The following is an 18426-nucleotide window of genomic DNA, read 5'->3' as shown; positions in this document are numbered from 1 at the left end:
CCTTCGGAATCTGACGTGATCAGGCCTATTCAGGCGGGCCCGTCGGAAACCCCGACGGTCCAGCCCGGCCCGCGCGACCACCCCGCGGGCCGGGCTGCCCGCGCCCCCGGCGAACCACACACTGCGAACTCCCTGGAGGCAGCCATGACCGCGCCACCCCGCGGACCCCGGGCACCGGCCCGCCGCAGCGTGCTGCGCGCCGGGTCGGCCGCGGCACTGACCGGCGGACTCACCGGCGGGCTCGCCGGGTGCGCCGGCGGCGCGTCCGACGGGGTCGGCGCCGACGGCAGCGTCACCATCCAGCTCTGGCACGGCCAGACGGACACCGCCCTGAAGGTGCTCAAGAGCCTGGTAGCCGACTTCCACCGCGGCCACCCCGGCATCCATGTCGACCTGGGCGGCGGGGTCCTGGCCGACGCCATGCTGCAGAAAGTCACCGCGGCACTCGCCTCGGGCGCGTATCCGGACGTGGCGTTCATCTTCGGCTCCGATCTGTCCAGCGTCGCGCGCAGCCCGCAGGTCGTCGACCTCACCGAGCACGTACGGAGCGGTCCCACGCCCTGGAACAGCTACTGGTCCCCGGCCCGCGAGGCCGTCACCATCAACGGCCGTGTCCGCGCGGTGCCCGCGATGGTCGACTGCCTGGCCATGGTCTGCAACAAGCGGATGTTCGCCGAAGCCGGCCTCGACCTGCCCGAACCCGGCTGGACCTGGGCCGAGTTCACCGACCTGGCACGCCGCTTCACCGACGCGGACGAGGGCCGCTTCGGCACCGGCTGGCCCGGCACCGGCGACGAGGACACCGTGTGGCGCCTGTGGCCCCTGATCTGGGGCGCGGGCGGCGAGGTGATCGCCGGGGACGGCAAGCACATCGGCTTCGCCGAGGAAGGCGTACGGGCTCTTGAGGTCGTACGGGACCTGGTGGGCGACAGGAGCGTCTACGTGGACCCGAAGCCCGGCAGCGAGCAGATGTACAAAGTGTTCCTGGCCGGGCGGATGGCGATGGTGCCCACCGGGCCCTGGCAACTGCCGGACATCACCCAGGCGAAGCTCGACTACCACGTGGCGCCGCTGCCCACCTTCGGCGGCGACCCGGTCACCATCTCGGGGCCGGACACCTGGACGGTCTTCGACAACGGCGAGGCCCGCGCCGAGGCCGCCCGCACCTTCGTCACCTGGCTCACCCGGCCCGCCCAGGACAGCCGCTGGGACGTGGAGGCCGGCAGCCTGCCGTTGAGCCGGGGGAGCGAGGCGAGCCCCGCCTGGCGGGAGCACGCCACCGGCACACCCGGCATGCCCGTGTTCACCAGGGCCCTGACCTCGGCCCGGGTCCGGCCCGCACACCCCGCGTATCCCCGAATCTCCCAGGCCCTCGGCGAGGCCATCGTCTCCGTACTGCTGGGCCGCGCCACACCAGCGGCGGCGATCCGCACCTGCGCCGAGAACGCCAACGCCGCTCTCCTGATACCGCGTTGAGGACTCGACATGCCACGACTTCCCGCCCCGTTGACCCTGCCGCCCGACATCGCGGCACCCCGCCGAAAGAGCAGCCTTCGCCGGCGCCGCCGCACCGAGGCCGCCACCGCCTGGGCCTTCGTCTCACCGGCCGTGCTCGTGATCGTCGGCCTGAGCGTCGTGCCCGTGATCTGGTCGCTGCTGCTGTCCTTCCGCGCCAGCGACCTGGTCACCCCCAGCCGCTGGGTGGGGCTCGACAACTACCGCGCCCTGGCACAGGACCCGCACTTCCATGAAGCCGTACAGAACACGCTCGTCTACACCCTCCTGTACGTGCCCCTGAGCATCGTGGCCGGTCTCTCGCTCGCCCTGGTCCTCAACCGGCGGATCCGCTTCGTCGGCCTGTACCGCACGCTGTTCTTCGTCCCGTTCGTGGTCTCCGCCACCGCCCAGGGCGTGCTGTTCTCCTTCGTCCTCGACCCCGAGTTCGGCGCCGCCAACTCGGTCCTGCACCATCTCGGCGTCTCCGCCCAGGGCTTCCTCACCGACCCCTCCCAGGCCCTGTACGTCCTGGTCGTCATCACACTGTGGAGCGGCACGGGTCTGTGCACCGTCGTCTATCTGGCCGCGCTCCAGGACGTGCCGCCGGAGCTGATCGAGGCGGCCCGCCTGGACGGAGCCCGCGGCCGGCACGTCCTGCGCCATGTCACCCTGCCCGCGCTGGCTCCCGTCAGCGTCTTCCTGCTCCTGTGGCAGACCATCCAGGCCCTCCAGGTATTCGACCTGGTGTACGTGACCACCAAGGGCGGTCCGCTCGGCTCCACCACGGTGATCGTCTACTTCATCTGGGAACAGGCGTTCAAGAACTTCACCGCCGGATACGGGGCCGCCGCCGCGTATGTCCTGGCCCTGGCGCTGTTCCTGATGGCCGCGCTGCTGCGGATCATCCGCGGTCGCGCCCGTACGGCGGCGGTCACCTCATGACGATCACCGCCCTGCCCGAGGCCACCCGGAGCCCGGCCGCCGAGATCACGAGCACCCGTCGCCGCCGGCTCCCCTTCAGCGCCTGGCACCTACTGCTCGCACCGCTCGCCGCACTGTTCGCGCTGCCCCTCCTGTGGCTGCTGATCACCTCGGTGATGAGCGACGCCGAGATCAACCGCTTCCCGCCCGCCCTGTGGCCTTCGGACCTCGACCTCGGCGGCTACCGCTATGTCCTCGGCAACGCGATGTTTCCGCGCTGGCTGCTCAACTCGGTGATCGTCTCGGGTGTCGCCGTCGCCTCGAACCTCGTCTTCGGCGCGCTCGGCGGGTACGCCTTCGCCCGGATGCGCTTTCGCGGCTCGCGGCTGCTGCTCGTGCTGATGCTGGCGACCATGGCGGTGCCGTTCCAGCTGACCATGATCCCCACCTTCCTGGTGATGAAGGAGCTCGGACTCATCGACACCCTGGGCGCGTTGATCGTGCCCTCGCTCGTGACCCCGTTCGCGGTGTTCCTCCTGCGTCAGTTCTTTCTCTCGCTGCCGCGCGAGCTGGAGGAGGCCGCGTGGATGGACGGCTGCTCACGGCTGCGGGTGCTCTGGTCGATCGTGCTGCCGCTGGCCCGCCCGGCGCTCGCCACCGTCGCCGTGCTGACCTTTCTGACCACCTGGAACGACCTGTCCTGGCCGCTGATCGCGATCAATCACGACACCCAGTACACGCTGCAGCTGGGCCTGACCACCTTCCAGGGACAGCACCACACCCGCTGGTCCGCGGTGATGGCGGGGAACGTGATCACTGTCCTGCCGGTGCTGCTGGCCTTCCTCGCCGCGCAGAAGACCTTCATCCGGTCCCTCGCCTCCAGCGGCCTCAAGGGCTGACATCTCTTCTCGTACGACATCGAGGACGCATCCATGCCGCACCAGTACGACCTTCTCGTCGTCGGGGACGCCAACCCCGACGTGATCCTCGGCCCGCTCGACGGGCCGCTCGCCTTCGGCCAGCGCGAACAACTGGTGGAATCGGGCTCGTTCACCATCGGGGGCTCCGCCGCGATCATGGCCTGTGGTGCCGCGCGCCTCGGTCTGCGCGTCGCCTTCGCGGGCCGGGTCGGGGACGACGAAGCCGGCCGCTATCTGCGCGACACCCTCGCCGCACGCGGCATCGCCACCGGGGGCCTGCACATGGACCCGGGCCGGCCCACCCCGCTGACCGTCGTCCTCACCCGCGGCGACGACCGGGCCGTCCTCACCTCGCCCGGTACCCTCACCGCCGTCCGCGGCGCGGACGTACCGGAAGAGCTCCTAGCCGCGTCCCGGCATGTCCACACCGCCTCGTACTTCCTGCAGCCGCGGCTCGCCGCCGACCTGCCCGCCGTGCTGCGCACCGCCCGCGCGCGCGGTGCGACGACCTCCCTGGACACCCAGGACGATCCGTCCGACCGGTGGCAGGGGCTCGACGCCGTGCTCGCCGAGACCGACATCCTGCTGCCCAACGCACAGGAAGCCCTGCGCCTCGCCGGCCCAGGTGTACCCGGCGTCCGCGAGGCGGCCGAACTCCTGGCCGCACGAGGCCCGTTGACCGTTGTCAAGAACGGTGCGGACGGTGCGCTGTGCCACGACGGGCTCGCCCTGCTCACCGCGCCCGGCCTGCCGGTCGAGGTCGTGGACACGGTCGGCGCGGGCGACAGTTTCGATGCCGGCTTCGTCGCCGCGACCCTCGACGGCCGGCCTCCCTACGAGGCCCTCCGGTTCGCCGTCGTCTGCGGCGCCCTGTCCACCAGGGCAGCCGGCGGCACCACGGCCCAAGCCACCTGGGACGAGGCCCTCGCCCACCTCACCCGTACCGGACACCCTCTCACCCGAACCGGAGCACCTCTCGTATGAGCCGCACGAGCCATCCGCACCGCAAGAACCGGCTGAAGATCGCCTTCGTCGGCGCCGGCAGCGTCGTCTTCACCCAAGGGCTGCTTGCCGACCTGTTCGCGTTCCCGGAGCTCGGGGACGTTCGGATCGCGCTGCACGACATCGACCCGGAGCGCCTGGCCACCGCGCAGGCTGCCGCCGCGTACATCGCGCGGCACCAGGGCGCGCACGCCACCGTCACCGCGCACGCCGACCGCCGCGCGGCCCTGGCCGACGCCGACTTCGTCATCAACATCGTGCAGATCGGCATGGGGGAAGCCACCCGCACCGACTTCGAGGTCCCGGCCCGCTTCGGGCTGCGCCAGACCATCGGCGACACCCTCGGCATCGGCGGGATCTTCCGGGCCCTGCGCACCTTCCCCTTCCTCAAGGAGCTCGGCGCGGACATGGCTCAGGTGTGTCCGGACGCTTGGTTGCTCAACTACACCAACCCCATGGCCATGAACGTTCAGTACCTCGGCGCCGCCACCGGACTCACCAAGGTCGTCGGTCTGTGCCACTCGGTGTACTGGACGATGCAGGACCTGGCGAAGCTGGTGAACGTCCCCTACGAGGAGATCACCTACCGGGCCGCCGGCGTCAACCACCAGGCCTGGGTGCTGCGGTTCGAGCACGAGGGCCGCGATCTCTATCCGGTGCTCGACGAACTGATCGCCTCCGACGAGCAGTTGAGGCGGCGGGTGCGCGTCGACATGTACCGGCGGCTCGGCCACTACCCGACCGAGACCAGCGAGCACTCCAGCGAGTACGTGCCCTGGTACCTCCACCATGACGGGGAGGTCGAGCGGCTGCGGCTGCCGGTCGGCGCCTATCTGGGGATCGTCGACGACAACGTGGCCCAGTACCTCCGTACGAAGGACGCGCTCGCTGCCGGGGAGCCACTGGCGGTGGAGGGAACCCTGGAGTACGCCCCGCAGATCATCCACAGCGTCGTCACCGGCACCCCGCGCACCGTGTACGGCAACGTCCCCAACCGCGGCCTGATCGACAACCTGCCCGCACACGGCGTCGTCGAAGTGCCGTGCCTGGTCGACGCCTCCGGAGTCCAGCCCACGAGGATCGGAGAGCTGCCGCCCCAGCTGGCGGCGCTCAACCGCACGTACCTCAGCGCCAACGACCTGGTGGTGCGGGCCGCGCTCGAGGACGAGCCGCGGCACATCCGGCACGCCGCCATGACCGACCCCGCGACGGCGGCCGCGCTGCCCGTGGAGCGGATCTGGCAGCTGTGCGACGCCATGGTGCGGGCGCACGGAGAGCGCCTGCAGCCGGGGCTGCGGGCGCTGCTCGGCGACTGACCCGAAGCACCCGGTCCGGTCCCCGCACGTGGACCGGACCGGGACGGGCCTCCGCTGCCTTGACCGTCCTGCTCGAAGTACGCGACGAGGCCGGCGTCCAGGTCCGGGACCGTACGCGGAGTGCCCCGTCCCGCAGCGACTCCGTGGCCCGCACACCGGCCGCCCGGAAGGGGACGGCCGGCGCGCGGGGGCGGAGCCGCTCAGCTGATGGTGATCCGGTCGATGTCGGGTGCCCAGCCGGACGGATTGGCGAGGGTGACGGTGTTGCCCGTACCCGCCTGGAGGGTGAGCTGCACCGTGGCCGTCGACGTGGTCGACCAGTCGGCCGTCGGGCCGAACTGGACGGTCTGCGCGGTGCCACTGTTGGCCCGTACGGTGGCGCTGCGGGCCACGGCGGTGGCGTAGTGCAGGGTCACCGTGCGGGTTCCGCCGCTGCCGCCGTCGATCCCGTTGACGGTGAGCGTGGCGCCGTTGCCGAGATAGCCGACCTTGGCGCCGCCGGAGCAGCCCACGCAGGCGGCGGAGACGGCGCCGCCCGTGAGGGTGTTGCCGGCGGCCTCGGCCTCGTAGCTCTTCGGGCCGGAGCCCTGGCCCGCGCCGACGGTCATGCCGCCGAGGTCGAGCCAGCCGTCCGCGTGCTGTCCGGCGTTGGCGAAGCGCAGCTTCTTGGCCGCGGAACTCACGTCCTCCAGGGGGTTCTTGACCTTCATCACGAGCTGGTAGTCACCGGCGGCCACCGACGACAGGTCCACGTCCGTGTCGAAGTACTGCGGGCGGCCGTAGTCGAGATACGTGGGGTCGGAGCCCACGTTCCAGTCCGGGAAGGCGCGGATCTTCAGCGGCATGACCTTGCGCAGGTCCCATGAGGTGTTCCAGGACTTGACCACGTTCCCGGCGGAGTCCTTGAGCCCGAGGCTGACCTGCCACGGGTAGTAGAACGGTGCCACACCGTTGTTGCTGATCTGCACGCCGACCTTGGTGCTGCCCTGCGCGGTGCTGTGGAAGTAGGCGTTCTTGACGCTCAGGTCGTAGCCCATGAGCCGGACCGCGGCGGCCACCTTGGGGTCGCCGGCGGCGTACTCGCCACTGCGCTCGTTGATCTTCCAGGTGGTGTGCTCCAGCTCGATGCACGCCTTCATGTTGTCCACGGAGCCCGACCCGCCGGGCCAGTCCGCGAAGGCCGTGCTCTGGATCTCGGGACGGACCTCGCCACCCATGGAGGCGGTGATCCACTTGTTCTCCACGCCCTGTTCGACGGCCTTCTGCAGCTGGGCCCAGGGCGCTCCGCCCATGGACGTCGGAAGCGTCACACCGGCCGCGGGACTGCCCTCGCGGTAGCAGAAGGAGTCGTCGTGGTAGCCGATGGCCGGCAGACCGTCGGCGGCGCCGCCCGCGGACTCCGGGTAGCGGACCTCGAGGCGGGTCTTCTTGAAGGCGTTGTTGTACGCGTTGATCAGCTCGGCGCCGTGCGCGTCGGTCGGCATGTAGTCCGGGTACGAGTCGCCCGACGTGTCGGTGTCGTACGGCCAGGTGTGCCATTCGCCCCACAGGCCGACCAGGCCCAGGTGGATGTAGCCCAGGCGCGGGTCGCCGTCGTAGCGCGCACCGAAGGCGGCGATGAAGTCCTTGAGCCCGCCGAGGAGGTCCGGGTTGTCGTAGTCCGGGCTGGTCGTGCCCCAGTACGCGTTGTCGCGGTTCGCCACCTTTCCGGCGAAGCAGGGCGGGATGGCGTTGGCGGGGTGGGTGCCGGTGCCGCCCGGATACTCGATGTAGAAGCGGATCGCCGCCTGGTGGCCTTCCTCGCCGATCTCCTGCAGCGCGCTGTCCAGGACGGACCAGTTGTAGCTCCGGCAGTCCGAGGCGTCGTTCATGACCTCGGACAGGCCGAAGTACGCCCAGGTCAGCGAGTGCGGGTAGCCCGCGTTCTGGTCGCCGCCCGGCTGGTAGAAGCGGGCGAAGCCCTTGAGCGGGTTGTCCACGGGGGAGTCGCCCGCGGCGAGTGCGTGGACCGGCAGTGCGGGGTCCGGCGACGGGCCGGGCGCCGGGCGGGCGGGGACTCCCGCCGCCACCGGAGCGGGGGCCTTCACGCGGGCCCGGGCGTCGGGATCCGCGGCCTGGGCGCCGGACGGCAGCGCCACCAGGGCGAGGGCCGCGGCCGCGGCGCACAGGGCTGCCGAGAGCCCTCTGCCGCGTCTGCGCAATGACGTACGCATGGATCAACCTCCAGGGGACGGGGGGAGTTGCAGGTCGGTTCCGGGAGTCCGGTCGTCACCGGTTTTATGCGACAGCATTGACAAAGTTTCGCTGTTGCTCATCAATATGTGTGCACGGCGCCACGCTGACAAGAGGTGCGGCGCGAGATCTCTTCGGAGGCGTAACCATGGGCGCCAACAAGGCAGTTGCGCCGCCGCACAAGAGCACCGGCCTACCGGGCGACCGGGCGGACGAGCCGAAAAGGGCACGTGGACGACGTGACGACCGCAAGGCGGCCTGGCTCTTCCTGGCACCCGCCCTGGCCGGCTTCGCGCTCTTCTACGCGTATCCGACGCTCCGCGGCGTCTACTACTCGCTCACCGACTACAACATGCTGGCCCCGCCGAACTTCGTCGGCGGCGAGAACTACGCGGACCTCATCGGAGACGAACAGTTCTGGAACGCGCTCAAGGTCACCGCCTCCTACGTGGTCCTCAACATCGGTTCACAGACCGCGCTCGCGCTGCTGCTCGCCGCACTCATGCACCGGCTGACCCGGTCGGTGGCGCTGCGGGCGATGCTGTTGGTGCCGTGGCTCGTGCCGAACGTGACCGTGGGACTGCTGTGGATGTGGCTCCTCGACGCCAACCTGGGCCTCGTCAACCACATCCTGGACGCCCTCGGCCTCGGCACCACCGGCTTCTTCACCTCGCCCGACCTGGCCATGCCGACCATCGCCGCGGTCAACGCCTGGGCGTACACCGGTTACACGGCGCTGCTCCTGTACGCCGGAATGCTCCAGATCCCCCAGCACCTCTACGAGAGCGCGTCGCTGGACGGCGCGGGCGAGTGGCGGATGTTCCACCGGATCACGCTGCCGCTGCTGCGCCCCGTACTCGCCCTGGTCCTGGTGGTCTCGCTGATCGGCTCGTTCCAGATCTTCGACACCATCGCGGTGACCACGAAGGGCGGCCCGGTCGGTGCCACCCGGGTCATCTACTACTACATCTACGAACAGGCCTTCGCACAGTTCCACATGGGGTACGCCTCGGCCGTCGCGGTGATCCTCGCGCTGCTGCTCGGTGTGCTGACCGCGGTGCAGATGCGTCTGCTGCGCGCCTCCCGCTCGGATCTGGCCTGAGGAGAGTCGACCATGACCCGCATACCGACCCGGGCCCGTACAGCCGCCGGTGCCCGCACCTCGCACGGTGAGGACTCCCCGCTCACCGAGTCCGCTTCGCTGAAGGCCGGCAGCCGCACACGGCCTCGTATCACCACCCGTGCCGGCGGCCGCCGGAAACTCTCGCCCGGCCGGATCATCGCGTGGGCGGTGCTCGCCTCCGCCCTGGTGGCCACCCTCTTCCCCTTCTACTGGATGATCCGCACCGCCCTGACCCCGGCGGCCGACCTCTACTCGGACTCCACCGGGCTCGTCCCCGACCACCCCACGATGATCAACTTCCTGCGGGTGCTGGGTCTGACCAGCCGGGAGGAGGCGGTGGACGCGGGCGGCTCCGGTGCCCAGGTGGACTTCCTGCGCTACCTGCTCAACTCCGTGGTGTACAGCGGCCTGATCGCCTCCCTCCAGACGCTGTTCTGCGCGATGGCCGGCTACGCCTTCGCCCGGCTCAGGTTTCCCGGCCGCGACGCGGTGTTCGGGGTGCTGATCGCCGCGCTGATGGTGCCGCCGATCTTCACCCTGCTGCCCAACTTCGTCCTGGTGAAGAACCTCGGCTGGCTGAACACCTTCGCCGGCATGGTCGCGCCCAGCGTCCTGATGACCCCGTTCGCGGTCTTCTTCCTGCGGCAGTTCTTCCTCTCCATCCCGCGAGAGGTGGAGGAGGCCGCGGTCCTCGACGGGGTCGGCGCCTGGGGGATCTTCTGGCGGGTGGTGCTGCCGATGAGCCGCGGACCGCTGATCACCATCGGGCTCACCACCACCGTGTGGGCCTGGAAGGACTACCTCTGGCCGCTGCTGACCGGCCGTGACGAGGAGACCCGCGTGCTCACCGTCGCGCTCGGCATCTTCCAGCAGCAGTCACCCAACACCCAGCCCGACTGGACCGGCATCATGGCCGGCTCCGCGCTCTCGGTGCTGCCCGTGCTCGTCCTGCTCCTCCTGCTGGGCCGCCGCCTGGTGGAGTCGCTCAACTTCACCGGCATCAAGTAGCCCCGCTCCGCAACGGCACGACTCCCATCCCGCTCAATCCGTCAAGAGAGGTACGCCATCATGCGATCGACACACCGGCGCGCGGGCGCGGCCCTGCTGTGCCTGGCCGCCACCGCCGGGCTCGTGTCCTGCGGGGGATCCGACTCCGCCTCGTCCGGGACCACGCTCGACTACTGGCTCTGGGACGACAAGCAGCTCCCCGGCTACCAGGAGTGCGTGGACGCCTTCGAGAAGGCCAACCCCGACATCACCGTGAAGATCACGCAGACGGCCTGGAACCAGTACTGGCAGAACCTCACCACCCAGCTGACCTCCGGTGACGCCCCGGACGTGTGGACCGACCAGGCGACGTATTATCCGCAGTTCGCCACCAACAACCAGCTGCTCGACATCCAGCCGATGATCGACCGGGACAAGTTCGACCTGTCCGGCTACCAGGCGGGCCTGGCCGATGTCTGGGTCAAGGACGGCAAGCGCTACGGGCTGCCGAAGGACTGGGACAGCATGGCGCTCGTCTACAACACGACGCAGTTCGCGAAGCAGGGCGTCCCCGCCGACGAACTCGCCGACCTCAAGTGGAACCCCGACGACGGCGGGACACTGGAGCAGGTGATCGCCAAGGCGACCGTCGACACCGAGGGCCGCAACGGACTGGACCCCGACTTCGACAGAAAGCACGTGAAGACCTACGGCTTCCTGCCGGAGTGGGCCGACGGCGCCACCGGGCAGAACGGCTGGGGCCCGCTCGCCGCATCGAACGGCTTCACCTATCTCGACAAGAACCCCTGGGGTACCCACTACAACTTCGACGACCCCAGGCTCGCCGAGACCATCGCCTGGTTCAGGCGCCTCATCGACAAGGGCTACGCACCCCGCTTCGACAAGCAGTCGAGCGTCGGCAACACCGAACTTCTCAGCGCCGGCAAGGGCGCGATGATGATCGCGGGCTCCTGGACCATCTCCACGTTCACCGACCCCAAGGCGGGCCAGAAGTTCGCCTTCGCACCGCTGCCGACCGGCCCCGAAGGCCGCAAGAGCTCACTCAACGGTCTCTCGGACGCGATCTGGGCCGGCACCGAGCACCGGGAGGAGGCCTGGAAGTGGGTCAAGTACCTGGGCTCGCCGGAATGCCAGAACAAGGTCGGCAAGCGGGGCGTCGTCCTGCCCGCCCAGAAGTCGGGGACGGAGGCGGCGCTCGCCGCGCACAAGGCGGCGGGGCGTGACGTCCACGTCTTCACCGACGTGACCACCGACAAGAACGGCACCTTCCTGCTCCCCGTCACCGAGCACGGCACCGAGATCAACCCGCTCGTGCAGGACGCCGTCCAGTCGGTGATCCTCGGTCAGACGCAGCCCGGCCCGGCTCTGAAGGGCGTCAACGACAAGGTCAACGGACTCTTCAAGTAGCCCGCCCGCCCACTTCCCTCCGTGGGGGCGGCAGCACGGACCTGTCGCCCCCACTTCCTTCCGCGGGGGCGGCGGCACGGACCTGCCGCCCACCCCTCGTACACCTGCAAGGAGATCCATGGCCCAGCTCCTCGACGTCGGCGCACACACCTTCGCCGTCGAACTCGAAGACGACGGCGCTCCCCGGCCCGTCGACGGCGGTCTGCTGCTGCCGCCCGGACGCGTCGCCGTGCTGCACGGCCTCGGCGACGCGCACTTCTACCGGCACGGACACAACTCCTGGAGCCCCTGCGGCTGGCGCAGGCTGTCCCAGGCGCCGCTGCGCATCGTGAGCGCCGAGCGCCGGCTGACTGCCGACGACACGGTCTGGGACGACCCCGCCCGCCACCACTCGTCCGCGCTCGCCGCGCTCCAGGGCCCCGACGGCCGGGTCCTGCTGCTGGGCGCTCTGGGCCTCGACATCCCGCGTCTTGCCGCCGACCGGGACACGCTCGTGGGCTGGTACGAGTCCGAGGGCGCGCCCTGGTTCCTCGCGTACGGCACCGAGGAGGAGGTCTTCGCCTCCTACGCGGCGCAGCTCGGCGAACGGCTCGGCCGCAGCACCAAGCGGGCCGGCAACGTGTGGTGCAGCTGGTACGCGTACTACGAGAACATCACCGAGGAACAGCTCACCAAGGACATCACCGCCCTGCGCGGCCTGCCGTTCGACGTCGTGCAGGTCGACGACGGCTGGGAGCGGATGGTCGGGGACTGGGAGGCCAACGACAAGTTCCCGGGCGGCATGCGGGCGTTGGCCGACCGGATCAAGGAGGCGGGGCTGCGGGCCGGCCTGTGGATCGCGCCGTTCATCGCCCTCCCGGACTCCGAAACAGCCCGTGAGAAACCGGAGTTGCTGCTGCGTGGCGAGGACGGCGAACCGGTGGTCACCGGGCACAACTGGGGCACCGGCTACTACGCGCTCGACCTCACGGTACCGGCCGCTCAGGAGCACGTGCGCACGATGATCCGGCGGGTCACCCAGGACTGGGGCTTCGGCTACCTCAAGGCCGACTTCATCGGCGCCGCTGCGGCCCCCGGCGTCCGCGCTCCGGGTATCGGCCGCGAGGAGGCGTACCGCATCGGCCTGGAGATCATCCGCGAGGCGGCGGGCCCCGACACCTATCTCCTCGGCAGTGGGGCCCCGTTGCTGCCCTCGCTCGGACTGCTCGACGGCATCCGCAGCGGCCCCGACGTGGCGCCGCAGTGGGAGCACTACGCGACCCAGGACCCCTCCGACGCTCTGGCCCGCAACGCCGTGGTCAACACCCTGCACCGGCTGTGGCAGTCACCACTGCTCGAGGTCGACCCGGACGTCGTGTACTTCCGCAGCCGGCTCAACCTCCTGACGGAGCATCAGCAGAGCTGGCTGCGCGATCTCTCCGACATCTGCGGCTTCCGGGCGGTCTCGGACCCGCCGGGCTGGCTGCACCCCGACGAGCTCCAGGCGCTCACCGACTATCTGCAGGCCCGGCCCGCGGTCCGCAGGCTCGGCCGCTACCGGTTCGCGCTCGACGGCCGCGAGGTCGACTTCACCGCGGCCGTACGGCCCGAGGGACAGCAGAGGTACCCGATCTCCTGACGGAACGCCGCAAACGGTTCCGGGCCGGCCCCGGGAATTAGTAAACTGTCCAGCGATATCCAGCGCGGTACCGCGGCCCCCCACCAGGGAGTACACAAGCATGGCGACCACGGGCACCGACCTGTCCCGGATGCGCGAGATGAACCAGCTGTCCATCGTGTGGGCGCTGCGTGGCAACCCGCCCTCCACCGTCACCGAACTCGCCGGCCGGACGGGCCTGTCCCGCCCCGCCGTCGACGTCCTGGTGCAAGCGCTGGTCACGGACGGCTGGGCCGAGGTCGAGGAGCCGGGCGCCCGCAGTGTCGTGGGACGCCCGGCCCGCCGCTACCGCTTCCGCGCCGACGCGGGCCACGCGCTGGGCGTCGACATCGGTGTCCACAAGATCCTCGTCGTACTGAGCGACCTGGAAGGCAACCACGTCAGGACCCTGCGCAAGCCCGCCGACCCGGACGCGGGACCCGACGCGCGCCTCGCGGCGGTCGACGAGGCCATCGACGAACTGCTGACCGGGGCCGGCATGACGCCGGCCGACATCTGGGGCATGACGATCGGCGTGACCGGCCCGGTCGACGCGACCGGCCGTACCTCCCTGTTCACGCCGCTGCCGGGCTGGGGCACCGCCGACCCGGCGGGCCACCTCGCCGCCCGTTTCCACTGCCCCATCCAGGTGGAGAACGACTGCAAACTCGCCGCCGTGGCCGAACGCTGGAAAGGCGTGGCGCAGGACGCGGACGACATCGTGTACCTGCTCGCGGGCATCCGAACCGGCGCGGGCCTCATCCTCGACGGCACCCTGCGCCGCGGCCACGGCGGCGCGGCCGGTGAGATCGGCGCCCTCAAGGCCGTCCGCTGGCTCGACGCGCCCGGCCACCTCGCCGCCTGCCCGGGCGTCCCTGCGAGCGCCCGTCCGGGAGAGGCGGCCGCGTGGGTGTTCCAGGCGGCCCGCGAGGACAATCGCGACGCCAAGGCCGCGGTACGGCGTTACGCGCGCGATCTCGCCGTGGGTGTCGCCGCACTCGTCCTGGCCCTCGACCCCGAGATCGTGGTCTTCGGCGGCGGCTTCTCACGCTCCGCCGACATCATCCTCGCCCCCCTGCACCGCGAACTCGCCAAGCACTGCCTGCGCCTTCCGGAACTGCGCACCTCCACACTCGGCGACGAGAGCGTGGCCCTGGGAGGGCTCCGCCTCGCCCTCGACGACATCGACAGCCGCCTGCTCAGCGCGGAACTGGCAGCGCCGAGGGCGCCTCGGAGGGTGAGCCGCTGACGCCTCGGGGCTCCACGGGCCAGGGCCCCGGCTGCCCGGCCGGTGGCCGGTGCACTAGCGCAGCACCGGCCACGACACGACCGGCGAACCGGCGTTGCGGGGGCGTGTGCGGTGGAGACCAGTCGGCACAGACGCCCCATCCCGCACCGTCCTGCGCGAGCAGCGTCACCCGAACAGTCATATAACCCTAGAACCGTTCCAAGCCGGCCGTGTGGGTCTCCGTGGCACTCGAACGTAAATCGAACATGCGACCTCGCGATGCGATCACGACCGGCCGGAACGAGGATCGAAGTACGGGCGGCGGCCAGGTCCACTCATCACGGGCGACCAGCGCTTCCCGGCCTGCACCCGCCAGGGGGGCCTGGAGGACGCAATGCCGCACGCCCTGTGGAGCGGAGCCATCAGCTTCGGACTCGTCACGATCCCCACCAAGATCGTCAGCGCGACCGAGGACCATTCGATCCACTTCCGCCAGGTCCACCTCGCCGACATGGGCAGAGTCCGCACCCGCAAGGAGTGCTCGATCGACGGCGAGACCGTGACACAGGACGAGATCGGCAAGGGCTACGAAGTCTCCAAGGACGACATCGTCCCCATCACCGACCAAGAACTCGACTCCATGCCGCTTCCCACCGCGAAGGCGATCGAGATCGTCGCGTTCATCGACGCCGACAGCATCGACCCCATTCGCATCGGCGACAGCTACTACCTCGGAGCCGACGGCGACGTCGCCAAGAAGCCCTACACCCTGCTCCGCAAAGCCCTGGAACGGTCCGACAAGGTCGCCGTCGCCAAATTCGCCTGGCACGGCCGCGAACGTCTCGGCCTGCTGCGGGTCCGTGAGGGAGCCATCGTGCTGCACTCGATGCACTGGCCGGACGAGATCCGCAGCCCGGAATCCCTGGCACCGAAGCCGGTCGACCTCGACGACAACGAGATCGAACGGGCAGTCCAGCTCACCGAAACCATGACCACCGACGACATCACCCAGTTCCGCGACCGCTACCGCGACGCACTCGAAGAGCTCATCGAAGCGAAGGCCGGCGACAAGGTGCTCCCGGAGCCGGCCGAAGCCGGTCAGCAGCAGGAGTCCGGGAAGGTCATGGACCTCATGGCCGCCCTGAACGCTTCGGTGAAGGCGGCGAAGGAAGGCCGCGGAGACGACGGCGGGCACGCCACGGTGCACGAGATGCCCACCCGCAAGAAGGCGGCGAAGAAGACCGCCACGAAGAAGAGCCCGGCCAGGAAGACGGCAGCGAAGAGGCGCACCGCATCCTGACTGTGACTGAGCGCCGCAAAGTCATACCCAGGCCAAGCCACACCCAGGCCAACCACACCCAGGCCCCTGAGTCTCCCGATCGTACGAAGCGCCGGAATCAACAGCCGACAAGGCGACGAGCGCGGTAGTGGGCCCCGGAGCGCTTTACCTGGTCCGGCTGAAGGTGGCGCTCGGCCGGACCGTTTTCTCGTACTCCACAGAGCGGCCGATGAGTTTGGGGACTCCGGCCGGTCCAACGTTGTGAGACCAGACCTTGGGAAAGGACGCCGCCATGTCGGAACTCCTCGTCGACTTCATCACCTCCCTCGACGGCTACGCGTCAGGAGAGGGGTGGCCCGGGTTCTGGGGCCTTGAGGGCCCGGAGTACCTCGCATGGCTCGGCGAGCAGCCCGAGGTCACCTACCTGATGGGAGCGAACACCTACCGTCTGATGTCGGGCTTCGCCGCAGGCGAGGTACCGAATGGCCAGGACGAGTTCAGGCCCGAAGAGGAGGCGTCCGTCGACGAGCTCGCGCGAGCGTCCAAGGTGGTGTTCTCCTCCTCTCTGAAGGAGCCCCTGACGTGGGCCAACTCCACGCTCGTCCGCGACGACGCCGTGGAGACGGTCCGCGCCATGAAGTCGAGTGGCTCGGGGCTCCTCAGCACGATCGGCAGCCTCAGTCTGTGCCGGTCCCTGCTGCGTGCCGGTCTCGTCGACCGCTTCCGCGTCGTGATGTTCCCGGTGATCACCGGAGCCACGGGGGAGGAGCGCATCTACGACGGCTATCCGGACGTTGCCCTCGACATGATCGAGCACCGCACCTTCGACGGCCGCATCCAGCTGGTCGAGTACAAGCCCCGCGTGCTTGAGCACCCGCCGCTCAGCGTCCCTGCGTGATGCCGCCCCGTCCGCCGTACGGGGCCGCCTGGCCGACGCAGGCGGGTGGCCAACGTCAGGGTGCCCGGTCCGCCCGGCACCGAGCCGTCGCCATGCGGCCAACCTTCTCCATCACCGACTTCGAGCACCTGGGCCACCGGTTCGTACCAGTCGAGGTCCAGGGACTCGACCCACCTTGCTAACCGTGGCGGGCCGCCGCAGCTGGTGGTCAGTCAGCGAACTCCCAGGGCACGCGGCGTCTTGAACGCCCGGGTCAGGATCCGCCGTTCCCGGACATCCAGGTCGTCGTCGAGGACATGCTCGTGGACGCAGACAATGCCGCAGTCCGTACGACCCTGCACGGCGTCCCGGCGGGAGTCGAGGAACGGGCACTCCTCTCGGTGATGGAGATCTTCCGGGTACACGACGGCTGCATCGCCGAGTTGCGGGGCCTGTCTTCACTCAGCCGTCCCGGGCACTGAACTCCGTATCCACCCTCCGCTCGCGCCACGAGCAGAGAACCGGGTTTTCGCTGTTCGGCGGAGAGCAGATCGGCCGTGGGCGATCAGGCCGCTGTGACGACGGCGTCCAGTGGACGACGCGGGCCGACCACGGCGCGGCACGGCGGGCCCGCGTGCGTTCCTACTTCCCGCTGTAGACGGGGAAGGCGGCGTGCTCGCCGTAGTCGCGCTCGTCGAGGGTGCGCAGGGTGGCCATGTCCGCCTCGGAGATCTCGAAGTCGACGTCGGCGTTGGAGCGCATGTGCTCGGGGTTCGCGGTCTTCGGCAGCGGCTGGGTGCCCAGTTGCAGGGTGTAGCGGATGCACAGCTGCGGGACGCTCACCTGGTACTTCTCGGCGATCGTCTTGATGTGGCGGCTGTCGAGGAGCGTGCCGTGGGCGATCGGCGAGTATGCCTGTACGAGGATGTTGCGGTCCTGGCAGAAGGCCAGCAGCTCGTCCGGGGTGTTCCCGGCGTGCAGGAGCACCTGGTTCACCTGTGGTGCCACGGTCCCGTGGGTGAGGATGTTCTCCAGGTCGGACTGCAGAAAGTTCGAAACCCCGATGGCACGGATCTTTCCTGCCGTGTGGGCGTCCTCCAGTGCGTGCCAGGCATGGCGGTTGCCTTCGTCGTAGTCACCGCCGCGGAAGTCGTCCCAGGGTTGGGGGGCGTGGATCAGCATCAGGTCGATGTAGCCGATGTCCAGCTTCGCCAGAGAGTTTCCGATCGCTGCGGTCGCCGCGTCGTAGTCCTTGATCTCCGCGGCCAGCTTCGTCGACACGAACAGGTCCTCGCGCGCCACGCCGGAGGCGCGGATGCCCTCTCCGACTCCCCGCTCGTTGCCGTACGCCTGGGCCGTGTCGATATTGCGGTAGCCGGTCTCGACGGCCGTGCGGACGGCGTCTGCCGCCTTGTCGTCGTCGATGAACCAGGTGCCCAGGCCGAGCTTGGGGATCTCGACGCCGCCTGCCAGGGTGTATGTCTCGCTCAGGATGGTCATGCGCTGTCTCCGTTCTTCGGGAGCCGGCCGTACGCCTCGTCGGTGACCGGCTCGAGCCACTCGTTGCTGACCCCATCGCCGGGGGTGATGAAGGCGATGTGGGAGAACCAGGAGTCGGCCTTCGCGCCGTGCCAGTGCTTGGTGCCCGCCGGGACACGGATGACGGTCCCGGGGGCCATGCCGACCGGGTCCTGGCCCTCGGCCTGGTACCAGCCGCTGCCGGCCGTGCACAGCAGGATCTGGTCCCCGCCGCCTGCGGTGCCGTGGTGGATGTGCCAGTTGTTGCGGCAGCCCGGTTCGAAGGTCACGTTGCTGACCGGGACGCTTCCCCCGGTCAGGGGGGCCAGGTAGCTCTGCCCGATGAAGTTCTCGGCGTAGGCGTCGTTGGTCTCACCGAGCGCGAAGGGCTGCTCGAAGTCGTGATCGGCCATGGAGTATCTCTTCCTGATCAATACGGGTGTCAGTGGTGCGTAGCCGCTG

At 69.8% G+C, this 18426-nt stretch carries 16 protein-coding genes; 13 read left to right on the top strand and 3 right to left on the bottom strand.

The window, feature by feature from the left end; genetic code table 11:
* Nucleotides 1-144 precede the first annotated feature (144 nt).
* From OG408_RS00735 to OG408_RS00715, 5 genes are read left to right on the top strand one after another with little or no spacing between them, the layout of a single operon-like run.
* Nucleotides 145-1476, top strand: coding sequence for an ABC transporter substrate-binding protein (locus OG408_RS00735; RefSeq protein WP_326667387.1), 1332 nt, complete (start codon nt 145-147; stop codon nt 1474-1476).
* A gap of 9 nt (nt 1477-1485) precedes the next feature.
* Nucleotides 1486-2439, top strand: coding sequence for a carbohydrate ABC transporter permease (locus tag OG408_RS00730; protein WP_326667385.1), 954 nt, complete (start codon nt 1486-1488; stop codon nt 2437-2439).
* Nucleotides 2436-3317, top strand: a complete 882-nt coding sequence (locus OG408_RS00725; RefSeq protein ID WP_285567819.1) for a carbohydrate ABC transporter permease — start codon at nt 2436-2438, stop codon at nt 3315-3317. Before OG408_RS00730 ends, OG408_RS00725 begins: the two co-directional genes overlap by 4 nt.
* A gap of 33 nt (nt 3318-3350) precedes the next feature.
* Complete coding sequence (locus OG408_RS00720; protein ID WP_326667381.1) at nt 3351-4322, top strand: carbohydrate kinase family protein; 972 nt, start codon at nt 3351-3353, stop codon at nt 4320-4322.
* Nucleotides 4319-5656 (top strand): alpha-glucosidase/alpha-galactosidase, encoded by a 1338-nt coding sequence (locus OG408_RS00715; RefSeq protein WP_326667379.1) that lies wholly within the window; start codon nt 4319-4321, stop codon nt 5654-5656. The genes OG408_RS00720 and OG408_RS00715 overlap by 4 nt, the downstream gene beginning before the upstream one ends.
* Before the next feature lie 200 nt (nt 5657-5856).
* Here the strand turns inward: OG408_RS00715 and OG408_RS00710 are convergent, their stop codons facing one another.
* The gene (locus OG408_RS00710; RefSeq protein WP_326667377.1) at nt 5857-7869 is read right to left on the bottom strand and encodes a DUF4832 domain-containing protein; all 2013 of its coding nucleotides are present in this window, start codon (nt 7867-7869) and stop codon (nt 5857-5859) included.
* 167 nt (nt 7870-8036) lie between these two features.
* Between OG408_RS00710 and OG408_RS00705 the strand changes: the two genes are divergently transcribed.
* The 8 genes from OG408_RS00705 (at nt 8037) to OG408_RS00670 (ending at nt 16928) form a co-directional block, all read left to right on the top strand.
* A complete protein-coding gene (locus OG408_RS00705) occupies nt 8037-8990 on the top strand; it encodes a carbohydrate ABC transporter permease (RefSeq protein WP_326667374.1) in 954 nt (317 codons plus the stop codon).
* A 12-nt stretch (nt 8991-9002) separates the two neighbouring features.
* On the top strand, nt 9003-10019 hold the full coding sequence (locus OG408_RS00700; RefSeq protein WP_326667372.1) for a carbohydrate ABC transporter permease: 1017 nt from the start codon (nt 9003-9005) through the stop codon (nt 10017-10019).
* A 60-nt stretch (nt 10020-10079) separates the two neighbouring features.
* Nucleotides 10080-11426 (top strand): ABC transporter substrate-binding protein, encoded by a 1347-nt coding sequence (locus OG408_RS00695; RefSeq protein ID WP_326667369.1) that lies wholly within the window; start codon nt 10080-10082, stop codon nt 11424-11426.
* Between the two features lie 118 nt (nt 11427-11544).
* Nucleotides 11545-13044, top strand: a complete 1500-nt coding sequence (locus tag OG408_RS00690) for a glycoside hydrolase family 36 protein (protein ID WP_326667367.1) — start codon at nt 11545-11547, stop codon at nt 13042-13044.
* Between the two features lie 100 nt (nt 13045-13144).
* The gene (locus tag OG408_RS00685; protein ID WP_326667365.1) at nt 13145-14311 is read left to right on the top strand and encodes an ROK family transcriptional regulator; all 1167 of its coding nucleotides are present in this window, start codon (nt 13145-13147) and stop codon (nt 14309-14311) included.
* Nucleotides 14312-14684: 373 nt separating this feature from the next.
* Nucleotides 14685-15590, top strand: coding sequence for a non-homologous end joining protein Ku (ku, locus tag OG408_RS00680; protein ID WP_326667363.1), 906 nt, complete (start codon nt 14685-14687; stop codon nt 15588-15590).
* A gap of 271 nt (nt 15591-15861) precedes the next feature.
* On the top strand, nt 15862-16467 hold the full coding sequence (locus OG408_RS00675) for a dihydrofolate reductase family protein (RefSeq protein WP_326667361.1): 606 nt from the start codon (nt 15862-15864) through the stop codon (nt 16465-16467).
* Nucleotides 16468-16742: 275 nt separating this feature from the next.
* A complete protein-coding gene (locus OG408_RS00670) occupies nt 16743-16928 on the top strand; it encodes a nuclear transport factor 2 family protein (protein ID WP_326674437.1) in 186 nt (61 codons plus the stop codon).
* A 160-nt stretch (nt 16929-17088) separates the two neighbouring features.
* On the opposite strand, the gene OG408_RS00665 is transcribed toward OG408_RS00670, so the two are convergent.
* On the bottom strand, nt 17089-17946 hold the full coding sequence (locus tag OG408_RS00665; protein ID WP_326667359.1) for an aldo/keto reductase: 858 nt from the start codon (nt 17944-17946) through the stop codon (nt 17089-17091).
* Complete coding sequence (locus OG408_RS00660) at nt 17943-18377, bottom strand: cupin domain-containing protein (protein ID WP_285573204.1); 435 nt, start codon at nt 18375-18377, stop codon at nt 17943-17945. The genes OG408_RS00665 and OG408_RS00660 overlap by 4 nt, the downstream gene beginning before the upstream one ends.
* Between the last annotated feature and the right edge of the window lie 49 nt (nt 18378-18426).

It is taken from the genome of Streptomyces sp. NBC_01257 (genome assembly GCF_035917255.1).
In the GTDB taxonomy this organism is placed as follows: domain Bacteria; phylum Actinomycetota; class Actinomycetes; order Streptomycetales; family Streptomycetaceae; genus Streptomyces.
The sequence above is the reverse complement of the archived record's forward strand: the minus strand, read 5'-3'. Positions and strand labels throughout refer to the sequence as shown.

Excerpts from the sequence above, each read along its gene's own strand:
- OG408_RS00705 (WP_326667374.1), top strand. The coding sequence starts at position 8,037 with ATGGGCGCCAACAAGGCAGTTGCGCCGCCGCACAAGAGCACCGGCCTA.
- OG408_RS00715 (WP_326667379.1), top strand. The coding sequence starts at position 4,319 with ATGAGCCGCACGAGCCATCCGCACCGCAAGAACCGGCTGAAGATCGCC.
- OG408_RS00695 (WP_326667369.1), top strand. The coding sequence starts at position 10,080 with ATGCGATCGACACACCGGCGCGCGGGCGCGGCCCTGCTGTGCCTGGCC.
- OG408_RS00725 (WP_285567819.1), top strand. The coding sequence starts at position 2,436 with ATGACGATCACCGCCCTGCCCGAGGCCACCCGGAGCCCGGCCGCCGAG.
- ku (WP_326667363.1), top strand. The coding sequence starts at position 14,685 with ATGCCGCACGCCCTGTGGAGCGGAGCCATCAGCTTCGGACTCGTCACG.
- OG408_RS00675 (WP_326667361.1), top strand. The coding sequence starts at position 15,862 with ATGTCGGAACTCCTCGTCGACTTCATCACCTCCCTCGACGGCTACGCG.
- OG408_RS00720 (WP_326667381.1), top strand. The coding sequence starts at position 3,351 with ATGCCGCACCAGTACGACCTTCTCGTCGTCGGGGACGCCAACCCCGAC.
- OG408_RS00735 (WP_326667387.1), top strand. The coding sequence starts at position 145 with ATGACCGCGCCACCCCGCGGACCCCGGGCACCGGCCCGCCGCAGCGTG.
- OG408_RS00665 (WP_326667359.1), bottom strand. The coding sequence starts at position 17,946 with ATGACCATCCTGAGCGAGACATACACCCTGGCAGGCGGCGTCGAGATC.
- OG408_RS00685 (WP_326667365.1), top strand. The coding sequence starts at position 13,145 with ATGGCGACCACGGGCACCGACCTGTCCCGGATGCGCGAGATGAACCAG.
- OG408_RS00710 (WP_326667377.1), bottom strand. The coding sequence starts at position 7,869 with ATGCGTACGTCATTGCGCAGACGCGGCAGAGGGCTCTCGGCAGCCCTG.
- OG408_RS00690 (WP_326667367.1), top strand. The coding sequence starts at position 11,545 with ATGGCCCAGCTCCTCGACGTCGGCGCACACACCTTCGCCGTCGAACTC.
- OG408_RS00700 (WP_326667372.1), top strand. The coding sequence starts at position 9,003 with ATGACCCGCATACCGACCCGGGCCCGTACAGCCGCCGGTGCCCGCACC.
- OG408_RS00660 (WP_285573204.1), bottom strand. The coding sequence starts at position 18,377 with ATGGCCGATCACGACTTCGAGCAGCCCTTCGCGCTCGGTGAGACCAAC.
- OG408_RS00730 (WP_326667385.1), top strand. The coding sequence starts at position 1,486 with ATGCCACGACTTCCCGCCCCGTTGACCCTGCCGCCCGACATCGCGGCA.